Below are 20444 nucleotides of genomic sequence, written 5' to 3' on the forward strand. Positions count from 1 at the left end.
GACCGCGTGACCATGCCGGCACGCAATCCGTGGACTTTTAGATATGTATACGCATGCGCGGGCGGCACGCCGCTCGACGCTTACACCCCGTGCATGCGCAGAAAGCACCTGCATGGGGTCATCGACTGTATGGTCGAGGTTTGGATTTCACCTGTAACCTTTCTCTTGACCCTTATTAACCGCAGTAACTATAGCATCAGCATCGCGCTGCGGCACCGAATTTATGCGCTGCACATTGCAGGCATACCAAACGCTGACGCATCCGTGACATAGTCGTCCGCAGCGAAGTGGTGGGACAAAATTATCAGTAGTGTTTGTCCCAGGGTCGCTTGCGACGACAAGCCCGATGCGCCTTTCGCACCTGGGACAAACACTACTGATAATTTTGTCCCACCGTGCCACTCGTTTGAGCTACTCCGTGGCGTCGTCGTCCTCGGCAAGTTGGGGAAATACGGCGTTCTTGGGCATGGTGACCTTCGTCAGTGACGTGAGCTTTTTGCTGAGCGACGTGTCCGTCTTGACCAGATCGCTGAGCGTCACGATCTTGTAGCCGTCGGCAATAAGCCCGTCGATAATCTGCGGCAGCGCCTCGAGCGTCTGCTCGGCGCATTCGTCTCTATCGGTGAGCAGCACGATATTGCCTGGCGTCACCGAATCGAGCACCGTCGAGACCTGCTCGTCGGCACCTTTGAGCAGCCAGTCACCCGAATCGATATTCCACGAGACCACGGCGGAGACCAGGTCCATCGAGTCGATCCAGTTTTGCTCGTCAAACGCGGCGTAGGGGGCACGCAGCAGCATCGTCTTCACGCCGGTCGCCGACTTAATCGCATCGGTACCTTTCGTGATCTGTTCGCGTACTGTCTCGCGATCCTCGCCCTTGAGCGAATCATCGCTGTAGCTGTTGGAGCCAATCTCGCACCCGGCATCGACAATCGCCTTGGCCGTGGCAGGCGAGGCCTCGGCCGCATCGCCCGAAAGGAAGAACGTCGCGGTGACGCCCTTTTCCTTGAGCACCTGCAAGATCTGCTTGGTGGCGCCGCTCGGCCCCTCATCAAACGTCAGGGCGACGACCTTCTCGTTGCCCTTTGGCGCCACGCTGGCGCAGGCAACCACGCAATCGGTGGCGGGCACAACCTCGCCACGGTCCTGCGTCTTGCCCGATTGCTCGCCGACCCACACCTCGGAGCGGCCCTGGACGCCCCATGTCTGCACGTACTCGATGGCGCCTGTGCCCTCGACCTTCAGTTTGGGCTCGATGGTCGTGGCCTGCACCTCGTGCTTCTCGTAGATGTTGCGACCGTCTTTGACCGTCACCTTCTCGCCGCCGGTAAGCTCACGGCTGTCCCATTTGCCCTGCTTCACGCGCTTGCCGTCGACCTTCACCGACAGCTTTTCGCCCCCATGGCGCTTGAGCACGCTGTCATCGACGGCCAACAGGTCGCCTGCGTCGTAGGTGTCAGCCAACTCCTGGTCGTCGATAAGATTCTGCAACGTAGAGCCCACGCGCACCGCGGTCTTTTGCCCGTTGAGTTCCACGTCCACGCTGCGGTTTACGTAGCCCACGACGGCAGCGATAAACAGTACGAGCGCGCAACCCACGGCGATGAGCGCATAGGGCAGGCGGGACGGTCGGCGCGGTGAGCGCCCGTTGCCGATGCGCGCGCTGCGATCGCTAAACCCACGGCTATGGTTGAGGTACATCGCGCCTGGCTTACGGCGACGTCGACGCTGACCGCTGGGCAGCTGCCCCAGGTCGCGGCGCGCCGTCGGACGCGCACCCGAGCGCCCGTTTAAGTTAGATCCGTTTTGGCGCATGTGCCCTCCCCCATAAACACAGCGAGCCGGAGCAACAGGTCTCCGGCTCGCCTCCCATCATTTGGTACGTCGCTATTTGCTAGCTTTTGACGAGCCCCCGCTCGCCTTTTGATATTCGTCCTTAAACGCCTTGAACATACCGCGCGTCTTGCCGAGCTGCTTGCCCAGTGCGCGGCTGCCCTTGTCCACGGCGACCGATCCCTTGTCATCGAGCACCTTGGCGCCCTTCTTGACCTTGTCACCCACCACGACGCTGGCCTCAGCGGCCTTTGCAGCGGCGCCGCCCGAATACCCGAGCGACTTGACCTCGTCCGAGACGACCATCGCGCCGTTCTCGTAGCCGCGCAGCATCGTCGGCGGCACCTGCGTGTCACCAACCAAAACACTCGAAGCAGCACCGGCGGTCACATAGAATGCCTGCACGATGCCCGAGCGTGGCTTGAACTCAACGTCCGAGCAATAGCCCACGACGTCGCCCGATTCCGTGCGCACGTCCATACCGACCCAGATGATGCAATCGTCCAGGTTGATGTCGAGGCGCTTGGCCGCAGCGGCATCGTACGTGTCCTTGACGTCATCGACCGCAATGGCGCCCTCGTAGACACCAATGGCGTCGAGCGCTACGAATCGATCGGGACGCTCGATCATGCCCGCGATATCGGACTGGCGGACCATAAAGCCGACCACGCGCGTACCGCCCGGGGTAAAAACCGGAAAGTGAATCTTTCCGAGCTTTTTAGGGCTGCGCGGCGTGCCGTCCTTTTTGGTGCGCTTGTCCTCGGTGGGCTTGCGATAGATCTTGGCGCCGACAAAATCCCCAGCGCGCATTATGCCTCGGTCGAGGGCTCCGCAGCCTCGGTGTCGGCCTCGGCGGCGTTCTCGACCACGACGTCGGCAGCGGGCGTCACGTTGCCGCCCGAGATGGCGTCGTTGAGCTGCTCACGCAACTGGTCCATACGCTCGCGGGCCAGGTCGACCTTGGCGCGCAGGTCATCGGTCTTGGCATCGACCATCGGGCCAAAGTCGTTGACCGCGGCGCGGGCCTCCTCGGCACCGTGCTCGTAGGTATCGCGCATGTTATCCCAAGCGTCGTTGGCGATATCGGCAGCCATGGCGCGGGTCTCGGCGCCCGAGCGCGGGGCCAGAGCAACGCCGATGATAGCGCCGGCGGCGGCACCAAAGAGTGCACCGGAGACAAAGCTAAAAGTCTTACCCATGATCATTCCTCTCCTGCGGGCACGTCGGCGCCCACCGTTTGAATGCTGTCCATTATACCCGCAGCGCAACACTTGCCGCCCCGCTCATCTGCATACGGCAAAGACGCAGGTACATGATGGTGTTGAGCGAGCGAACCTACTCCTGCGGCATGGCAGGCATGGCAACCGTGGCAGCCGGATCCCCACCGGCGCCGTCCACGAGGGGCAAGCCGCCCTCATGCGCCGACCCAGTCGGAGCCGTTGCCGCGCCGCCGAAGACGGCCGCGGAGGCCTCGTGATTCTCAACAACCGCGCCCTCGGTATCAATCGCCACCTGGGGCTCCTCATCAAAGTTGGGAACGCCCTGGGGCTCAGCTGCCGGCTCGGCGGCCGCATCGACAACGGAATCGACGTCGGCGTCGGCAGGAGCATCGCCCTCGTCATCGCCCTCGTCCTCGGCAGCATCTTGGCCGTTCGCGGCGGCGACGGCCTCGTGAGGATCCTTGCCCTCGGCCTCGGCGCGCATGCCCAGCACCAGGTTGCGCAGGCCCGCGACCGTACCGTCCACATCGGGAGCCGGCTGGTCGGCGTGCAGATAGGCCCAATCCATCATAAAGGTGGCCGAAGACAGCGCGCCAATGGCCAGCGCGTCGTCGGGACACGAAAGCTCAACCTCAAAGACGCGCTCGTCGTGCTCGCTTACGCGCGTGCGACCGCACGAGATGCTGCCGGCAAGACCGGTCTCGTTCATGAGCTCGACCGTCACGTGCTCCAGCAGGTGGCAAAGCTCGGTCTGACCCATGCAATCCTGGAACTCGCGGCCGGAATCGCCCAGGCACAGGTGCTTGGCAATCGCCGGCACCAGGTAGTACACGCGCGCCGTGGCCTCGATATCCTCCGAGGTCATCAGCGGCATGCCGGGGTTCACCAGCACATGCGCGCAGATCTTGTCCTCGCTGACGGTGACCTTAAGGATGTTGAACAGGCCTGCCATAACTCTCCCCTACTCTTCCTTGTCCTACTCGTCGCCGTCGTGCGGATTCGCAGAACCCGCACCCGACGTCGTCGGCTCGTCTACCGAAGACTCGGAATCCTTCTTATCGGTTTCGGCCGGAGCGATCACGCGAATGAGCGAGATGCGCTGGCCACGCATCGACTGCACCTTAAACTTGTACCCCGCGACCTCAAACACCTCTCCGATGTCGGGCACCGAGTCGCAAAGCTCCAAAATCCAGCCGGCGATGGTCTCATAATCATCGCTTTCCTCGAGCGGCCAACCAAGCTCAATCGCGTCATCGCACGAAAAACGCCCATCGACAAGCCACTCGCGGCGCGAAAGGCGCGTGAGGTACTTGTTGTCGGGGTCGAACTCGTCTTCGATCTCGCCCACGATCTCCTCGACGATGTCCTCGATGGTGAGGATGCCGGCCGTACCACCGTACTCGTCCACGACCACTACGATCTGGTCGTGCGAGGTCTGCATCTCGGACAGCAGCGGCAGGATGTCCTTGGTGTCGGGCACAAAGGTGGCGTCGCGCAAAAAGCCGGCGATGGGCTGGTCGCCCTTGCCGTCGAGCGCGGGCTGAATCAGGTCCTTGATATGCGCGATGCCCGCCACGCTGTCGGGGTCCTCGTGATAGACGGGGATGCGGCTAAAGCCGGTCTGGCGCATGGTGGATAGCACGCTGGCGACCGTCTCGTCATCCTCGCACATGGTGGTGTCCACGCGCGGCACCATGACCTCGCGGGCAACGGTGTCGCCCAAGTCAAAGATCTCGTGAATCATGCGCTTTTCCTCGTCGAGCAGGTCATCCTGCTCCGAGACCATGTACTTAATCTCTTCTTCCGAGACGTTCTGACGGTCGTCGGCGCTCTTGATGCGCAGGATGCGGGCTAGGCCATCGGAGCAAGCGCCAGTCAGCCACACGAGCGGACGGGCGATCTTTTGGAAAAACGACAACGGCCCCACGACCTGCTTGGACACGCCCTCGGCATTGGCCAGGCCGATGCGCTTGGGCACAAGCTCGCCAATCACGATGGACACGAAGGCGACCGCGACGGTGATGATGACCGGCGCCAGGCCGCGCGCGATGGCGGAGAGCGGCGCGATGCCAAAACTCATGAGCCACGTGGCGAGCGGGTCGGACAGACTCGTCGAGGCGACGGCGGACGAGGCGAATCCCACGAGCGTGATGGCGACCTGGATGGTGGCGAGCAGCTGGTCGGAGTCGGCAGCCAGCTTAATGGCACGCTCGGCGCGCCTGTCGCCTTCCTCGGCCTCGTGCTCCAGCACGGCGCGCTTGGCCGTGGTGAGCGCCATCTCCGACATAGAGAAGTAGCCGTTGATGAGGGTCAAAACGAGGGTGGTGATAAGGGAGATGGTTATGTCCATCGGGAGTTTCTCGAACCTCCAAGATTCGGGACGTCAGGTTAAAACGTTGGTGACGGATAGGGCAGTTGCGCCCGGTGGCCGCCTGGATGGGTCCGCGGGCACAGACGCGATCGCTAGATTACGAAGAGAATCACCGCCATGAACTGGAAGATGCTGCCGGCGAGCACCCACAGGTGAAACACGCTGTGCAGATAGCGCACGTTTTTGGCGATATAGAACGGCACGCCCACGGTGTAGCACACGCCGCCGACGGCGAGCAGGGCAAGCGCCACGGGATTCAGCAGCGCCACAAGCTCGGACAACTTAAAGACGACGAGCCAGCCCATCAGCAGGTAGACCAGGCCGCATACCCAGTGCGGTTGACGCTCGCGCATAAAGCACTCGAGGGCGATGCCGATGATGGCGATGGCCCACACGGCAAAGAACAGCGCGGGGCCGCCGTCGTTTGCGAGCGTGATGAGGCAAAACGGGGTGTAGCTGCCCGCGATGAGCACGTAGATGCCGCAATGGTCGATCACGCGGAAGACGCGCTTGGCGCGTGCGGGCTGAATCGCGTGATAGAGCGTGGAGGCGAGGTATTCGAGAATAATGCTGACGCCATAGACGATTGCCGCGGCCATGTGGGCCGGGCCGCCGCCGCGCAGGGCAGCGAATACGATCAGGAGCACCAGGCCCGCAATGCCCAGCAGGCAGCCGACACCATGGGTGACGGAGTTCATGATCTCCTCGCCCACCGTGTAGTGCGGAATGGCCGCGGTCTTGGGCCGCGGCTTGGAACTGTCGCTCGAATCGGACATGCCGGTTACATCCTCCAACATAAAAGAGTTCTCAACACTATATCAAAGCGTCTGGGTACGTGCGACATTTGCACCATACGTGACCCTTTGTTTACCCATTCTTTGCCTGTTGACACATCAACAGTGAACATCCATAATGCGCTTCGTTTAATTGTTGACGTATTAACATCTTAGAGGAGAAGACCTTATGGCTCAAAGCGCACACCCCCATCGAAAGCTTAAGATAGCCGGTATTGTTGCGCTGGTGCTCGTTGTCGCGCTACTCGGATTTGCCGGCAACTTTTTGTTTGACTTTGCCCTGAACCCCCAAGCGCCGTACACCATGAAGATGATGCAGGACGGCAAGGACGCCAAAAAGGACGAGCAGGTGGATGCCGAGAAGGTCGAGGCGCGGGCGTGGTTCAAAGAGCATCGCGAGAGCAGCAGCCTCACCGCAGATGACGGGACCGAGCTTGCCGCTTGGTATTTTGCCGCCCCGGAGAGCACGCACGATTACGCTATCTGCCTGCACGGATACACCGACGAGCCCATCGGCATGGCCCGATACGTCAAGCGCTTCCACGACCGCGGCATGAACGTACTCGCACCCGCCGCCCGCGCCCACGAGCGCTCCGGCGGCGACTATATCGGCATGGGCTGGCCCGAGCAGCTCGACGTCGTCGCATGGATCGGGCGAATCGTTCAGGCCGACCCCGAGGCACGCATCCTGATCTTTGGCGAGTCGATGGGCGCGGCGACGGCCATGAATGTCGCAGGGGAATCGTTGCCCTCTAATGTTAGGTGCATCATCGAGGACTGCGGCTACACGAGCGTCTGGGACGAGTTTTCCCTGCAGCTCAAGGACGTGTTTGGCCTGCCCAGCTTTCCCTTGCTCGATGTGGCGAACCTGGTGTGCAACGTTCGCGCAGGCTATGACTTCCATAAGGCAAACAGCGTGGAGCAGCTTAAACACGCGACGGTCCCCATGCTCTTTATCCATGGCGACCAAGACACCTTTGTGCCGTACAGTATGCTCAAGCAAAACTACGACGCGTGCGCTAGCAAGGTCAAGCAAAAGCTCACCGTCCATGGCGCCGCGCACGCCAAGAGCGCGCAGGTCGACCCCGAACTCTACTGGAACACGGTCAACGGCTTCCTCGACAAGAATTTCTAGGTGAATTTACACATATTTGGCTTTATCTGACCCCTCTATTTTCGGAAGTGCGGGGAAAATGTCGGAAGCCCCGACCAGACCGCGGTTTTACCAGGAATTTATCAGGGGTGTTGTTGCCAAAAAACGGTTTGTGGTCTGCGATATTCGATTTTTCCCCGCACTTTCGAAAAACCGCCCGCGAGCACTGCGCTCGCGGGCGGTTTTTTCTTACGTTACGCTACAAAGACGCTTGATATGTCCAATAGACAGGCGCTACTTGACCTCGATGAGCTCGTACTTGCTCGTGCCCAGGCCGATCTTCTCGGCGTGTGCGATGCAGGAGCGCCAGTCGGTGTCGGGATGCGTGATGCAGAAGGGGTCCTTGGCCTGCTCGCCCTCCAGATGCTCGTGGTCGTGCTCCATCTTGGCCGCGCTGTCGGTGAGTACGGTGTTGGGCAGCGGCTCGGAGGCCAGAACGGCGTCGGCGCAGGCCTGGTCGATGGCGACCGGGTCGAAGCTCGCAAACATGCCAATGTCGTTGACGATGGGCGTGTCGTTCTCGGCATGGCAGTCGCAGTTGGGGCTGATGTCCATGGCGAGCGAGATGTGGAAGCTCGGGCGGCCGTCAACGATGGCCTTGGTGTACTCGGCAATCTTGCAGTTGAGCACGTCGGCAGCGGCGTCATAGTCGGGATTGATGGCATCCTGGTTGCACACGCCGATGCAGCGGCCGCAGCCTAGGCAGCGGTCGTGGTCGATGGCGGCCACGTGCACCTCGACGGTCTTGCCACTCGCCAGCTCGCGCTCGCGGGTGCCGTCGAACGAGACGGCGTTGTGCGCGCAAATCTTTTCGCAGGCACGGCAGCCAACGCAGTGCTCGGTCGCGACGCTCGGCTTGCCGGCAGCATGCTGCTCCATCTTGCCGGCACGGCTGCCGCCGCCCATGCCCAGGTTCTTCATGGCGCCGCCAAAGCCGGCCTGCTCATGACCCTTAAAGTGGGTGAGGCTGATCACGATGTCGGCATCCATGAGCGCCTGGCCGATCTTGGCCTCATGCACGTACTCGCCGCCCTCGACCGGAACGAGTGCCTCGTCGGTGCCCTTGAGGCCGTCGGCGATGATGACCTGGCAGCCCGTGGCGTACGGGGTAAAGCCGTTCTGGTAGGCGGTGTCGATGTGCTCGAGCGCGTTTTTGCGGCTACCGACGTAAAGCGTGTTGCAGTCGGTGAGGAAAGGCTTGCCGCCCAGCTCCTTGACCACGTCCGCGACGGCGCGCGCGTAGTTGGGGCGCAGGAAGGAGAGGTTGCCCAGTTCGCCGAAGTGGATCTTGATGGCGACGAACTTGTTGTCGAAGTCGATCTGCTCGATGCCGGCGCGGCGAATCAGGCGCTTGAGCTTGTCGAGCTGACTCTCGCGGCCGTGCGTGCGCAGGTTGGTGAAGTACACCTTGGCAGGTGCAGCGGGTGCAGTTGCGGTCATAGATATATCCCCTCGGTCTATATGGCGTTACAGACATAGAGAATGGTACCCGTTAAAGCGGGGTTGAAGTCAAGCGCGGCGCCTAGTCGTTGGGGACGTTCTTATACGACTAGTCGCTGGGGGCACCCTTTCGCCACCCGGCAGTTGGGGACGCTCCTTTCCTGCCGACAGTTAGGGACAGTCCTTGCCAGCCCGGCCGGCAAGCCGGCCAATCGGCAAAGACTGTCCCCCATGGCCAGTCGTTTAAGAACGTCCCCCAATGACTAGGCGGTTAGGCGCGGGATTTGTTGTGCGCGAGGGCTAGGCCTGCGGCGGCGATGGCGGCGGCAAAGAGCGCCGTGACGCCCAGGTCGCAGGCAATGTCGCCCAGCACGCCAGGCGTCAGGTCCGAGGCAAGTGCCTTGCCGATCGCGTCGTTCACCCAATACGTCGGCACAAAATGCGCCGCGGTCTGCACGGCCGAGCCCATGAGCGACAGCGGCATCCAGGCGCCGCCCAAAAACGTCATGAGCATGCCGAGTAAGTTGCCCACGCCGTTGAGCAGCTCCTCGCGCGCGCCCAAGCTCGACAGCGTAAAGCCAACGGCCAGCGGCGTGCACGCCAGGGCAAACGTTGCAGCCAGCGCTAGGCACACGCGATCCACGCCAACCTCGGCAACCGCTCCGGCAAAGCCCACGACGCCCATCATGCTCGACACAAACCAAATGCAGACGGTGAGCACGGCGGCGGCCGCGAACACGGCGAGCGAACGCTGGCGCTCGGAGACCGGGCCGGCATCCATGCGGCGCACGCGTTCGGGCTCGTTCATGCCCGAGAGCACCAATCCCACCGACACGATGACCGACGAGATGATCGCGTACGCGCCAAAGTTGAAGTACGACTCGAGCGTGGCGGCGGCAGTCGAGTCGACCTTGACCTGCTCGATCTGGACCTCCGCGCGCTTTGCGGCCGCGTGCTCGGCCGCCTTGGCAACGTCGCCGTTAGAAGCAGCGGGCTCAAGTGCCGCCGCAGCGCCCGCGAGCGAGATCCAGCGCGAGGCCTCGGCAGACGAAAGCGCCGCCGCCATGGTGCCGGCACCGTAGGTCACATCGAGCTTGGGCAGGGACTCCCCCACGCAGGCGGCTGCAACGAGGTCGTCCTCAAACCCCTCCGGGATAAAGAACACGCAGTCGGCGCTGCCCTTGGCGCTGTTGCTCTTGGAGAGCGCGTCCGCAAGGTCGTACGTGTCGTCGCCAACACCCGTAACCAGGTCAAAGCGCGAGCCCAAGTGCTTGGTGAGCGCGCGCGAAAGATCGCTGTCGTCGCGGTCGACCACAATCACATTGGCGTCGTAGGGCTTGTATTCGGTGAGCTGCGACGAGTTCCAGCTCACCGATGCCGCGATGAACACACCCATCAGCGATATGAACACCGTATAGATGAGCAGGTAGAACGGATGCGCGAGCGCCATGCGCAGCGCAGTCTTAAAGGTGCTCATAGCGGCTCCTTCCAAAAATCAGCGTGGCGGCGACAACAAACAGCAGCGTCATGAGGACCAGCGCGCCCGCACGGATGACAAAGGGACCCAGGTCCTCAAAGAAATATAAGCGGTTGAACATGTCGCAGATGAGCTTGACGGGGTTGAGCCAGCACTCGGCCGGGCAGGCGCGGGCAACGTCGTCGGCAAGTGCCATCGCCGGCTCGCCGTAAAGCCCGGCGAACAGGGCGCACGTGGTAGCGAAACCCGTGAGGATGCCCGACTTGGATGCCTTGCCACCCTTAACGGGAAGCGTGCCCACAAAGAGTCCCAAGCCCGTGGCGGCAAGCGCGGAAGCGGCGCCGCCCACCAAACACAGTCCCTCGCGCCCGCCAAAGTCGACGCCCACGACCAGGCGCACGTAGCCGATCGCGATCGTCATCGAGGCGAAGGAGACCAGCCACGAGCCGACAAAAATGCCGGCCAGCGACGCCGTCTTGGAAAGGCCGCCCACGCAGCGGCGCGCGCCAAGACCCGACAGATTGGGCTGCAGGTCGACGACGCTCAAGGCGGCAAACTCGGCAGACATCATCGCGACCAGGCCAAAAAGCGCGTAATAGTAGATGACTGTGCCATCGGGCGTGGTGCGTGTCAGGCTTACGCGGCGGACGCCGCCCTCGAGCGACAGGGCGCGCGCAACCGCCTCGGGGTCGGCGAGCGCCGCCGGGTTGTCCTGGGCAATCTGGGACTTGAGCTCGGCATTTTGCGTATACGAGCTCGCCACCGTCTCAAGGATGCTGCGGTCGGTGAGCACCGACGAGGCGCGCGAGCTGTCATAACTCGAAAGCAGCGTGAGCTTGGGCGTGCCCGCGGCATCGACCGTGTAGATGCCCACGACCTCGCCGGACTTGAGCGCACGGTTCGCGGCGTCCACATCCTCGCACTCGCTCACATCGAGCAGCTGATCGTCGCCCTCCTTGGCAAGCGAAGTCGCCACGTCCTTAAAGGACGAAGCGTCCCAGGCCTCGTCCGCCACGACGGCAACCGGCACCGGGTCGATTTTGCCGTCGGAGCTGAGGTTCGCAAACATAAACATGAACATCGTTGAAAGCGCAATGGGAAAGATCGCGCCCCAGACCCATGTGCTCGGCCGACGCAGCAGCGTCTTGACCGTGGTGATGATGGTGTTGAACATGGCCGCCCCCCTAGTCGCGCAGCTCGCGGCCGGTGATCTCGAGGAACACGTCGTTGAGGGTCGGCGGCTCGCTCCACACGCGGCCGAGCGCCACGTCGGCGACGCGCAGCGTGTCGAGGATGTCGACCAGATTGTGCGGGCTCGCCTCGCAGGTGCAGACGAGTTCGCCGCCGGAAAGCTCAACGCTAAGCACGTGCTCGAGGGCACGCAGGCGCTCGACCGTGGCGGCCTCGACGGTGCCGGCCTCGACGGTCACGCGCTCGCCCATCTGAATCATGCGCTTGAGCTCGTCGTTGGTGCCCTGCGCCAGCACGCGCCCGCCGTCCATGATCATGATGCGGCTGCAAATCTGCTCGACTTCCTCCATGTAATGGCTGGTATACACCACCGTGGCTCCCTCGTCGCGCAGACGGCAGATGCCCTGCAGGATGGCGTTGCGGCTCTGCGGATCGACCGCCACCGTGGGCTCGTCAAAAAAGATCAGCTCGGGCTTGTGCGCGATGCCGCAGGCGATGTTGAGGCGACGCGCCAGGCCGCCCGAGAGCTTGCCGGGGCGAAACTTGGTAAAGTCGCCCAAACCGACAAAGTCGATCGCCTCATCCACCAGCGCGCGGCGACGTTTGCGGTCGTTAACGTAGAGACTGCAGAAATAGTCGATGTTCTCACGCACTGTAAGCTCGTCAAACACCGCAACTTGCTGTGGGACCACGCCGATGCGGCGTTTGAGGTCGTAACGCGTGGGCGTCATGGGCTCGCCGAACAGCTCGATGGTGCCCTTGTCGTAAGCGAGCAGCTGCAGGATGCAGTTGATGGACGTGGTCTTGCCCGAGCCGTTGGGGCCCAGCAGGCCAAAGATCTCGCCAGGGGCAATACTCAGGTTAAAGTGGTCGAGCGCAATAAGATCGTCATAGCGCTTGACGAGGTTTTCGACGTGGACGATGTCTGTCATAAGGCGGCCCTTCTGTTGCTTGCGGCCCGGTACGATTGCATCATCGCAGGAGCGGACGGCGCGCACCAGTGAGCTTTGTCACGAGTGCGAGGGGGCGGAGGCGAAATCCCCGCTCGCGCAAGCGATCGACGCCGCTTTGCCGCGCGGGAGGAATGTCACGGTTGCCCCGGGCGGCGCCTTCCCCGTGCGCGGTATCGCGTACAATACCCGTATGAATAGGCTATTCGACAAATCGATCGTGCTGGCGTGCTGTATTGCGGCCGCTCTGGGCCTTGCTGTGGATGCCCGCTTGGTCGCGGCGTTTTGCCTTGGCGTTATAGCCACCTCGGCGTCGGAAGTCGCACGAGAAGAACACGCCCATCGCGCGAGCGAGACCGCGAGCTACGCCTACATCATCGCTGCCGTCTTCGTGCCGCCATTTATGCCGTTCGCACCCCTTGCCTTCTATGACATCGCGCGACGCGTGCGCCGTGAACGCATCTGGCCCGCGCCGGCGATTAGCGCCGTGTTTGTCTGCGCGCTTGTCGCGGACCTTCGCGGCGGCGCGCTCACCACCCGAACGCTGCTGCTAACCGCCATCCTTTCGGTCGCTGCCACGTTGCTGTCGCTGCGCACCGCGCAGCTGGAGCGCGAACAGGAACGCATGCGTCGCACCCGCGACAAGCTGCAAGAACGCGCCCTGGCACTCGAGACACGCAACCGCGACCTCGCCGACCGCCAGGACTACGAAGTCGAGCTCGCGACGCTCGCCGAACGCGCCCGCATCGCGCGCGAGATCCACGATAACGTGGGCCACCAGCTCACGCGCGCTTCGCTTCAAACCGAAGCTCTGCGCGTGGTCCACGCCAACGAGCCCAGCGTCGCCGCCGATTTCGCCGACGTCAAATACACCGTTGACGAGGCGCTTCAGCTCGTGCGCGCCAGCGTCCACGCGCTCAACGACAATGCGGCCAACCTCTCCGTGCAGCTCGAGCGCATCGTTGAAGGCGCACGCTCGGACAGCGGTCCGCAGATTGAGCTTGAGGTTTTGGCCGAGCATGCACCCGCCAACGTCGCCAACTGCTTTGCGGCGGTACTGCGCGAGGCGCTTTCCAACGCCATGCGCCACGCCCATGCCAAAACCATTACCGTGCGGTGCATGGAGCATCCGTCGTTTTACCAGCTCGTCGTTACCGACGATGGAACGGGCGGGGTTCGGACAGGCGCCCACAGCGCCACAGGGGGTATGGGGCTCGCCTCCATGCGCGAGCGCGTCGAGGCGCTTGGCGGAACCTTCACCGCCGGCCTGCGCGCCGGCGCCCCCGGCTGGCGCGTGTTTGCCACCATCCCCAAACAGCAAGGAGATGAGGGCCGATGAGGCTCATAGTTGTCGACGACGACCGCCTAGTGGTCGATTCGCTCAAGATTATCCTGGGCGCTCAGCCGCAGATAGAGGTGGTGGGCACCGGTGCCGACGGCGACGACGCGGTGGCGCTCTGCGCCGAGCACGCACCCGACGTCGCGCTGCTCGACATTCAAATGCCAGGGCGCGACGGCCTTTCGGCGGCGCGCGAAATCCTTGAGCACGACCCCGCGGCACGCGTGGTGTTTCTGACGACATTCTCGGATGACGAGTACATCGTGTCGGCGCTCAAGCTGGGCGCCCGCGGCTACCTGATTAAAACCGATATCGCCGCCATTCCTCCGGCGTTGGCGCAGGTCATGGACGGCAAACGCGTGCTCGAGGGCAAGGCGATCGAGGATATCGATTTTGATGGGGCGGGCATCGCGGCGGGCACGCCCCGCCGGCCCGCGGCCTTTGCCGGCCTGACCGACCGCGAGTTCGAAGTCGCAGAGCTCATCGCCCGCGGTCTCGACAACAAGGAGATTGCCGCCACGGCATACATGGGCGAAGGCACCGTGCGCAACCACATCAGCTCGATCCTTGCCAAAATGGGCCTGCGCAACCGCACGCAGATCGCCATCGCCTACCTGCGAGGGTAATTACCCAACGGCCAACCGCCCCGGCATAGCAAAATGGCTGTCACCGATTTAATGCCATTTCAAAACTATGCCGGTTTACGGGGCTAAACTCAGGACCCCCATCCATACCCGCGTTTTCTGCAAAATGACGGCTCGTCTACCTGCGGTTTCATTTTCACGAATATCGGCATGGTTGGGGACTCGTGACTCAGCCCCGTAATCCGGCATACTTTTGTTCGCGGCGGCCCAACCGCGCGTTCAAGCGCGGGGCCGGCGGGGCATTTTTGCCCCGCCGGCCCCTATTCCAGCTCTATTCCAGCTCTATTCCGGCGCTATTCCGGCTTGGTTTCTACCGTGAGAATCTTGTCCGCCGCAACCGGAGTACGGGCGGTGTCCATAGTCAGGCAGTGCTTGGGGCAGCTCTCGATGCACTCGCCGCACACCACGCAGGCGTACGGGTCAATCGACCACGTTCCGCCTTTGCGATCGACCGCAAGCGCGCCCGCCGGGCAACGGCGCGCGCACATGCCGCAGCAAATGCACACGTCCATGTCGTTGACGATGTGCCCACGCAGGCGCTCGGGTGCCGCGAGCTTCTCCTGCGGATAGCACACCGTTACCGGCTGCTTGATCATAGAGCCCAAGGCCGTCTTGGCAAATGTCAGCAAACTCATGCCGCGCCTACCTTTCCGTGCAGCTAATGCAGGGGTCGATGGTCAGGATAATCATAGGCACGTTAGCAATGAGCACGCCCTGCAGCGCATGCGTCAGACCCGCCAGGTTTTGCGACGTCGGCGTGCGCACGCGGAAACGGTCAAGGTTCTTGGTGCCGTTGCCGCGCACATAGTAATACGCCTCGCCGCGCGGCTGCTCAATCACAACCTCGCCGAGCGCGCCGTCAGCCGGCGTGAGCTTGGTGCGCCCGCCGATACCGTCGTGCGGAATCTTGCCCACAAGCTCCTTAATGATGTCCATGGCCTGCGTGACCTCGGCACAACGCACCTGGCAGCGGGCATAGCAGTCGCCATCGGTAGCAACGATAGGCTCAAACGCAGCCAGATCCGCATAGGCGCCGTCGCCGAACATGCGCACGTCGTAGTCCACGCCCGAAGCGCGCCCAAACGGACCGACCATCGAAAGGTCCAGCGCGTCCTTCTTGCTGATCACGCCCACGCCATGCAGGCGCTCGCCGCAGCTGTCGTCGTCCAAAAACGTATGCACCAGGGCCTCGTAGTCGGGGCGCATGGCGTCGAGCGTTTGGACAATACCCGCCAGCTCAGAATCCTCAATATCATGCTTAAGGCCGCCGACCTCATTAATCGAAAGGATCACGCGGCCGCCGCACGTGCTCTCAAAGATCTTGAGAATCTGCTCGCGCAGGGTCCACGAACGATAGAACAGCGCCTCGAAGCCAAAGGCATCGGCGAGCAGGCCCAGCCACAGCAGGTGCGAGTGGATGCGCGAAAGCTCATGCAAAATGGTGCGGATATACTGCACGCGCCCGGGCACCTCGATATCGAGCATGCGCTCGCAGGCGCTGGCATAACCGTAGCTGTGACCCACGGCGCAAATGCCGCAGATGCGCTCGGCGATGTAGCCAAACTGGTGCATATCGCGCTTTTCGGTGAGCTTCTCAAGGCCGCGGTGCACAAAGCCAATCTGCGGAATTGCCTCGATAACGCGGTCGTCCTCGATCACCAGGTCCAGGTGAAGCGGCTCGGGCAGCACAGGGTGCTGCGGGCCAAACGGAATAACGGAGCGGTGTGCCATGGACCTTACGCCTCCTTTTTCTGCTTGTCGCGGGCGGCCTTGGCGGCAAGCGCCGCGCGGACCTTGGCCGCTTTCTCGGGATCCATGGCGGCGAGCTTTGCCTCCATCTCGGCAGCCTTGAGCGCGGCCTTGGCGGCAGCCTCATCGTGCTGAGCATCGGAGCCGGCAGCCGCAGCGGGCTGAGCGACGACAGCGCCCGCGGCACCGCCAGCGCCCGCAGCGCCCTCCCCCGCAGCAGCCGCAGCCGCCTTTTCGGCCGCGGCCTTGCGCGCCTTGGCCTCGGCGGCGGCACGGACCTTCATGGCCTTCTCGCGCGCGGCCTTCACCTCGGGCGTGATAACGCTCATGGGCTCGGCAGTCGAAACCTGGTAGAAAAAGCCCTTAAAGTCGATCTGCATATCGGTGATGGCAAGACCAAATAAGTCGTGCGCTTCGTTTTCAAACGGGAACACCGCCGGATAGTACGAGCTGATGGACGGAATCTCCTGGTACTGGTCGATGCCCTCGACTACCAGGTTCTCAATCGCATAGCTGCCGTCCTGCGCAATATGCTCCTGAGCAGCACGAACGTTGATAAACGTATAGACTAGGCGATACGTGCCGTCGTCGACGCTGCGCTCGGCATGCATTTGCACAAAGCGCGCGCCGACGCCCTTGAGCACCTGGACATGCGACAGGAGCTCGTCGATCCCAACGGTGGTATAGATAGCCTTTTGCATTACTCGGCCTCCTTTGCAGCGACGGGCGCGGCGGGCGTCCCAGCGGGCGTGTCGCCGGCCCCCGCAACTGCCACAAACCCGTCCTCGCCCAACTCAACGCCACCTTCCCAGGTGGCGGCACCTCCCACGGTGAGCGGGTCGCCACCGGCACGCATCACGGCCTCCTTCTGGTCCAGAATGCCGCACGCCTCCACGATGGCATCGATCACGGTCTCGGGGCGGATGGCGCATCCGGGCGCGTACACGTCCACGGGAATCGCGCGGTCCACGCCGCCGATCACGTTATAGGCATCGCGGAATACGCCGCCCGAGCACGCGCAAATGCCGCAGGCCACCACGCACTTGGGCTCGAGCATCTGGTTGTAAATCTGGCGCACGACGGGCAGGTTCTGGGCATTGACCGACCCCGTCACCAAAAAGATGTCCGCATGCTTGGGGTTGCCGGTATTGACCACGCCAAAGCGCTCCGCATCGAACAGCGGCGTGAGCGAGGCCAGCACCTCGATATCGCATCCGTTGCAGCTCGAGCCGTCGTAATGAATAACCCACGGCGAGCGCGACATTTTATGATCCATGGATGCCGCCTCCTAAATAAACACGTCAACGAGGATGGGCATAAGGTTGAGCAGACCAAACACCAGCGCCACGCCCCAGCCGAGCTTAAAGCAACTGCGCCAGGTGCTGCGCGCGAAGGTGTTGTCGATCAGCACCTCGACAAAGTACGTCGCAACCATCACGACCAGGGCTACGACCCAGCTCACCGGGTTGTCCCAGACAAAGAACATGCCCACCCACATCAAAAACAGCACGGTCTCACACCAGTGCATAAGGGTCATCTTGGCCAGCGTACCGCCGCTCATCTCGGTGGCGACACCCTGGACAATCTCTTGATGCGCGTGATGCGAGTACGAAAGGTCAAACGGCGACTTGCGCAGTTTGATGGTGAGCACCGCAAGCAGCGCCAAGAAAATGGGCGCACTGTACGCGATGATGGGCGCCGACTGCCCGGTTACGGCGATGGAGTCGAAGCTATCGGTGGCGAGATACAGACCCACGCTCATCAGCAGAACGGCGGGCTCGTAGCTCATAACCTGCAACAACTCACGATCGGCGCCAACCTGGGCAAACGGGCTTTGCGTCGAGGCGGACGCCAACACCACAAAGATCGCGGCGAGCGTCACCATAAAAGCGCACAACAGCGTGTTGGAACCCGACACAAAGATGCCGCCGCCCACCACGGTAAAGATGAGCGCGCACGCCATGTAGGTATCATCCATGGTGTTTACGCTGGCAGGGGCCTTGCGCAGCAGCTTGGCAACGTCGTAGAAAGGCTGGAGCAGGCGCGGACCAACGCGGCCCTGCATGCGGGCCGAAAGCTTGCGGTCAACGCCGTCGATCAAACCGCCCACAAGCGGCGCAATCAGGGCAAACGCCACGGTACCAATAAATATGCCCACGACGCCCGAACCTTCAAAATACTTACCGCGCAGCACCGAGGGCGTGCTCATGGCAAGTCTCTCGGGCCCGATCCACGCGCAGCACAGCAGCGCAAACAAGATAATGCTGCAGCACACGACGCTGCCCGCGGGGCCGATACGCTTCTCGCCAAGGGCGTCCTCCGAGTACCAATTGCGCTTTTCGGCCTTCACCTCGTGACCCATCGAGCCACGGAAATGGCGGTAATTGTCGGTCCCCACGCCCGAAAGATATACGTTTACGTGCGGCTTGTTGCTCACGCGGAATGAAGTCAGCAGCACCACGGCAATAAACGCCACGATAACCACCATCAGATACATGGCATCCTTGCCAATAACGTACGGCACGCGGCCAAACACCATGGCCAAGTAAGGCGACACCAGACCGCTCGAGATAACCGGGAACGCCACGCAACACAGAATCAGCAGCGCGGCGATGGTGTTGAGCGCCATCCATTCGGTCTTATGGACATTGACCTCAACGTTTTGAGCCGTGGGGTCGACGCCCGAAAGCTTGGCAAGCCACTTGCCCCAGAAGAAGAACGTCGCGGCCGAGCCAAAAGCAAGCACCATGATCATGAGCACGTTGCCGGTCTGCGCAAACGCCACCAGGGCGCCCCACTTGGAAACGAGCATGCCAAACGGCGCCACAAACATACCCATGATGCCCAGCATCATCAGACGCGTCAGGTGCGGCATGCGGCTGAACATACCGTCCATGTCCTCAATGTTACGGCTGCCGATATGATGCTCGGCGGTGCCCACGCACAGGAACAGCAGCGACTTGGCCACCGTATGGAACAGGATCAGGAAGATGGCCGCCCATACGGCCTCGGGCGCGCCGACACCCAAGCAGGCACTGATGAGGCCCAAGTTGGAAATGGTGGAGTACGCGAGCACGCGTTTGGCATTGCTCTGCGAGATGGCCATGAGGGCAGCAAGCAAAAACGTGATGGCGCCCACACTCGTGACCATAAAGCCGGTCACGGGATAGATGGCATAGAGCGGGCTCAGCTTGACCATCAGGAACACGCCGGCTTTGACCATGGTGGACGAGTGCAGCAGGGCGCTCGTGGGCGTGGGGGCAACCATGGCGCCGAGCAGCCAGGTGTGGAACGGCATCTGCGCGGCCTTGGTGAGTGCGGCGAGCGACAGCAGAACGACCGGCATCACCAGCAGCGCGGATTGTGCGGTACCAGCGCCGGCAAGATCGATCATGCCCGAGATGGTCAGCGGCATGCCGTTAACGCGCAGGTACATGAGTCCGGCCAAAAACGCGATACCGCCCAGCATGTTGAGGATGATCTGGGTGAAGGCGTTTTTAATGGCCTCGGGCGTGCGCGTGTAGCCAATCATAAGGAACGAGCACACGGTGGTGATTTCCCAACCGCAGAACAGCCACTCAAGGTTGTCGCTCGTCACGATGACGAACATGGCCGAGAGGAACAGGAACATGAGCGCCAGGAACTGCGGGCGACGGTCGGGCGCAGTCTGCCCGCGCAGTGCGGCCTCGTGCTCGTCGTGGGCCTGGAAGTCCTTCATGTAGCCCAAGGCGTACACGCAGATCAGGCTGCCGACGATGCCAACGGCGAGGACCATGATCACGCTCATGTAATCCAGGTAGAGCGGCGTGGCCGTAACGGCTTCGACCGCGGGCAGCGTCATGGCCGCAAAGGCGACCGAACCCACCAGCTGGACGATGCCGAGCACACCGGTAAGCACACTCTTATATTTATGCGCGTTGTACAGGATGACGGCGCACAGGATCACGTCGATGACGGAGCTGATGATCGAGAGCACGTGCGAGGTGCCGGGGGCAACCTCAAAGCTCTGCGGACCCGTGCCAAAAAATAAGACGGCAACTACAACCGTTGTCGCCATAATGACGCCGGAGCCTACAAGCCCTACCGCATCGCGAGCACGGTCACCGCGCGCAAGCAGCATGCCCAGCGCCGGTACCAGCGGAAACAGGGTAAGGAAATACAGTAGCGTCATACCATCACTCCCCCATGCAAAAACGCTATACATGCATTACGTTATAACGCTAATTTGAGCACCTGAAGGCGGGCTTTCGGCCAACTGTGGAACTTTAGACGTGCGAGGT

Annotated in this window: 18 protein-coding genes; 3 read left to right on the plus strand and 15 right to left on the minus strand. The window is 62.3% G+C overall.

Annotated features, from left to right (window positions below; genetic code table 11):
* Positions 1 to 411: 411 nt before the first annotated feature.
* The 6 genes from DWZ22_RS01365 to DWZ22_RS01390 form a co-directional block, all read right to left on the minus strand.
* Entirely contained in the window at positions 412 to 1818 is a 1407-nt protein-coding gene (locus DWZ22_RS01365) for a polysaccharide deacetylase family protein (RefSeq protein ID WP_233541764.1), read from the minus strand.
* Between the two features lie 72 nt (positions 1819 to 1890).
* Complete coding sequence (locus DWZ22_RS01370) at positions 1891 to 2646, minus strand: PRC-barrel domain containing protein (protein WP_117794599.1); 756 nt, start codon at positions 2644 to 2646, stop codon at positions 1891 to 1893.
* The gene (locus tag DWZ22_RS01375; RefSeq protein WP_117794607.1) at positions 2646 to 3035 is read right to left on the minus strand and encodes a YtxH domain-containing protein; all 390 of its coding nucleotides are present in this window, start codon (positions 3033 to 3035) and stop codon (positions 2646 to 2648) included. The genes DWZ22_RS01370 and DWZ22_RS01375 overlap by 1 nt, the downstream gene beginning before the upstream one ends.
* A 136-nt stretch (positions 3036 to 3171) precedes the next feature.
* The gene (locus tag DWZ22_RS10365; RefSeq protein WP_233546420.1) at positions 3172 to 4008 is read right to left on the minus strand and encodes a hypothetical protein; all 837 of its coding nucleotides are present in this window, start codon (positions 4006 to 4008) and stop codon (positions 3172 to 3174) included.
* Positions 4009 to 4032: 24 nt separating this feature from the next.
* Positions 4033 to 5406 (minus strand): hemolysin family protein, encoded by a 1374-nt coding sequence (locus DWZ22_RS01385; protein ID WP_118405256.1) that lies wholly within the window; start codon positions 5404 to 5406, stop codon positions 4033 to 4035.
* 113 nt (positions 5407 to 5519) lie between these two features.
* Positions 5520 to 6203, minus strand: a complete 684-nt coding sequence (locus tag DWZ22_RS01390) for a hemolysin III family protein (RefSeq protein ID WP_199568988.1) — start codon at positions 6201 to 6203, stop codon at positions 5520 to 5522.
* A 187-nt stretch (positions 6204 to 6390) separates the two neighbouring features.
* On the opposite strand from DWZ22_RS01390, the gene DWZ22_RS01395 reads away from it, so the two are divergent.
* Positions 6391 to 7356 carry an alpha/beta hydrolase gene (locus tag DWZ22_RS01395; protein ID WP_117794597.1) on the plus strand — a complete coding sequence of 322 codons (966 nt, stop codon included), beginning with the start codon at positions 6391 to 6393 and terminating at the stop codon, positions 7354 to 7356.
* A gap of 252 nt (positions 7357 to 7608) precedes the next feature.
* On the opposite strand, the gene DWZ22_RS01400 is transcribed toward DWZ22_RS01395, so the two are convergent.
* The 4 genes from DWZ22_RS01400 to DWZ22_RS01415 all read right to left on the minus strand — a co-directional run bounded on the left by DWZ22_RS01400 (position 7609) and on the right by DWZ22_RS01415 (position 12414).
* Positions 7609 to 8814, minus strand: coding sequence for a DUF362 domain-containing protein (locus DWZ22_RS01400; RefSeq protein WP_117794596.1), 1206 nt, complete (start codon positions 8812 to 8814; stop codon positions 7609 to 7611).
* Positions 8815 to 9085: 271 nt separating this feature from the next.
* Positions 9086 to 10291 carry an ABC transporter permease gene (locus DWZ22_RS01405; protein WP_118405257.1) on the minus strand — a complete coding sequence of 402 codons (1206 nt, stop codon included), beginning with the start codon at positions 10289 to 10291 and terminating at the stop codon, positions 9086 to 9088.
* Entirely contained in the window at positions 10278 to 11465 is a 1188-nt protein-coding gene (locus DWZ22_RS01410) for an ABC transporter permease (RefSeq protein WP_118405258.1), read from the minus strand. Before DWZ22_RS01410 ends, DWZ22_RS01405 begins: the two co-directional genes overlap by 14 nt.
* Positions 11466 to 11475: 10 nt before the next feature.
* Positions 11476 to 12414 carry an ABC transporter ATP-binding protein gene (locus tag DWZ22_RS01415; RefSeq protein WP_118405259.1) on the minus strand — a complete coding sequence of 313 codons (939 nt, stop codon included), beginning with the start codon at positions 12412 to 12414 and terminating at the stop codon, positions 11476 to 11478.
* A gap of 211 nt (positions 12415 to 12625) precedes the next feature.
* On the opposite strand from DWZ22_RS01415, the gene DWZ22_RS01420 reads away from it, so the two are divergent.
* Together DWZ22_RS01420 and DWZ22_RS01425 are read left to right on the plus strand one after the other, a co-directional pair.
* Complete coding sequence (locus tag DWZ22_RS01420; RefSeq protein WP_158573283.1) at positions 12626 to 13771, plus strand: sensor histidine kinase; 1146 nt, start codon at positions 12626 to 12628, stop codon at positions 13769 to 13771.
* Entirely contained in the window at positions 13768 to 14397 is a 630-nt protein-coding gene (locus tag DWZ22_RS01425) for a response regulator transcription factor (protein WP_117734748.1), read from the plus strand. The genes DWZ22_RS01420 and DWZ22_RS01425 overlap by 4 nt, the downstream gene beginning before the upstream one ends.
* Before the next feature lie 311 nt (positions 14398 to 14708).
* Here the strand turns inward: DWZ22_RS01425 and DWZ22_RS01430 are convergent, their stop codons facing one another.
* From DWZ22_RS01430 to DWZ22_RS01450, 5 genes are read right to left on the minus strand one after another with little or no spacing between them, the layout of a single operon-like run.
* The gene (locus DWZ22_RS01430) at positions 14709 to 15050 is read right to left on the minus strand and encodes a 4Fe-4S dicluster domain-containing protein (protein ID WP_117734749.1); all 342 of its coding nucleotides are present in this window, start codon (positions 15048 to 15050) and stop codon (positions 14709 to 14711) included.
* A 7-nt stretch (positions 15051 to 15057) separates the two neighbouring features.
* On the minus strand, positions 15058 to 16146 hold the full coding sequence (locus DWZ22_RS01435; protein ID WP_117742959.1) for a nickel-dependent hydrogenase large subunit: 1089 nt from the start codon (positions 16144 to 16146) through the stop codon (positions 15058 to 15060).
* Between the two features lie 5 nt (positions 16147 to 16151).
* Positions 16152 to 16865: an NADH-quinone oxidoreductase subunit C gene (locus DWZ22_RS01440; protein ID WP_118405261.1), complete on the minus strand. Its 714-nt coding sequence runs from the start codon at positions 16863 to 16865 to the stop codon at positions 16152 to 16154.
* Positions 16865 to 17440 carry an NADH-quinone oxidoreductase subunit B family protein gene (locus DWZ22_RS01445; protein ID WP_118405262.1) on the minus strand — a complete coding sequence of 192 codons (576 nt, stop codon included), beginning with the start codon at positions 17438 to 17440 and terminating at the stop codon, positions 16865 to 16867. Before DWZ22_RS01445 ends, DWZ22_RS01440 begins: the two co-directional genes overlap by 1 nt.
* Before the next feature lie 12 nt (positions 17441 to 17452).
* Positions 17453 to 20335 (minus strand): proton-conducting transporter membrane subunit, encoded by a 2883-nt coding sequence (locus DWZ22_RS01450; RefSeq protein ID WP_118405263.1) that lies wholly within the window; start codon positions 20333 to 20335, stop codon positions 17453 to 17455.
* Between the last annotated feature and the right edge of the window lie 109 nt (positions 20336 to 20444).

This window comes from Collinsella sp. AF31-11 (genome assembly GCF_003475605.1).
GTDB lineage: Bacteria > Actinomycetota > Coriobacteriia > Coriobacteriales > Coriobacteriaceae > Collinsella.

Coding starts and splice junctions, on each gene's coding strand:
- DWZ22_RS01365 (WP_233541764.1), bottom strand. CDS start 1,818: ATGCGCCAAAACGGATCTAACTTAAACGGGCGCTCGGGTGCGCGTCCG.
- DWZ22_RS01370 (WP_117794599.1), bottom strand. CDS start 2,646: ATGCGCGCTGGGGATTTTGTCGGCGCCAAGATCTATCGCAAGCCCACC.
- DWZ22_RS01375 (WP_117794607.1), bottom strand. CDS start 3,035: ATGGGTAAGACTTTTAGCTTTGTCTCCGGTGCACTCTTTGGTGCCGCC.
- DWZ22_RS10365 (WP_233546420.1), bottom strand. CDS start 4,008: ATGGCAGGCCTGTTCAACATCCTTAAGGTCACCGTCAGCGAGGACAAG.
- DWZ22_RS01385 (WP_118405256.1), bottom strand. CDS start 5,406: ATGGACATAACCATCTCCCTTATCACCACCCTCGTTTTGACCCTCATC.
- DWZ22_RS01390 (WP_199568988.1), bottom strand. CDS start 6,203: ATGTCCGATTCGAGCGACAGTTCCAAGCCGCGGCCCAAGACCGCGGCC.
- DWZ22_RS01395 (WP_117794597.1), top strand. CDS start 6,391: ATGGCTCAAAGCGCACACCCCCATCGAAAGCTTAAGATAGCCGGTATT.
- DWZ22_RS01400 (WP_117794596.1), bottom strand. CDS start 8,814: ATGACCGCAACTGCACCCGCTGCACCTGCCAAGGTGTACTTCACCAAC.
- DWZ22_RS01405 (WP_118405257.1), bottom strand. CDS start 10,291: ATGAGCACCTTTAAGACTGCGCTGCGCATGGCGCTCGCGCATCCGTTC.
- DWZ22_RS01410 (WP_118405258.1), bottom strand. CDS start 11,465: ATGTTCAACACCATCATCACCACGGTCAAGACGCTGCTGCGTCGGCCG.
- DWZ22_RS01415 (WP_118405259.1), bottom strand. CDS start 12,414: ATGACAGACATCGTCCACGTCGAAAACCTCGTCAAGCGCTATGACGAT.
- DWZ22_RS01420 (WP_158573283.1), top strand. CDS start 12,626: ATGAATAGGCTATTCGACAAATCGATCGTGCTGGCGTGCTGTATTGCG.
- DWZ22_RS01425 (WP_117734748.1), top strand. CDS start 13,768: ATGAGGCTCATAGTTGTCGACGACGACCGCCTAGTGGTCGATTCGCTC.
- DWZ22_RS01430 (WP_117734749.1), bottom strand. CDS start 15,050: ATGAGTTTGCTGACATTTGCCAAGACGGCCTTGGGCTCTATGATCAAG.
- DWZ22_RS01435 (WP_117742959.1), bottom strand. CDS start 16,146: ATGGCACACCGCTCCGTTATTCCGTTTGGCCCGCAGCACCCTGTGCTG.
- DWZ22_RS01440 (WP_118405261.1), bottom strand. CDS start 16,865: ATGCAAAAGGCTATCTATACCACCGTTGGGATCGACGAGCTCCTGTCG.
- DWZ22_RS01445 (WP_118405262.1), bottom strand. CDS start 17,440: ATGGATCATAAAATGTCGCGCTCGCCGTGGGTTATTCATTACGACGGC.
- DWZ22_RS01450 (WP_118405263.1), bottom strand. CDS start 20,335: ATGACGCTACTGTATTTCCTTACCCTGTTTCCGCTGGTACCGGCGCTG.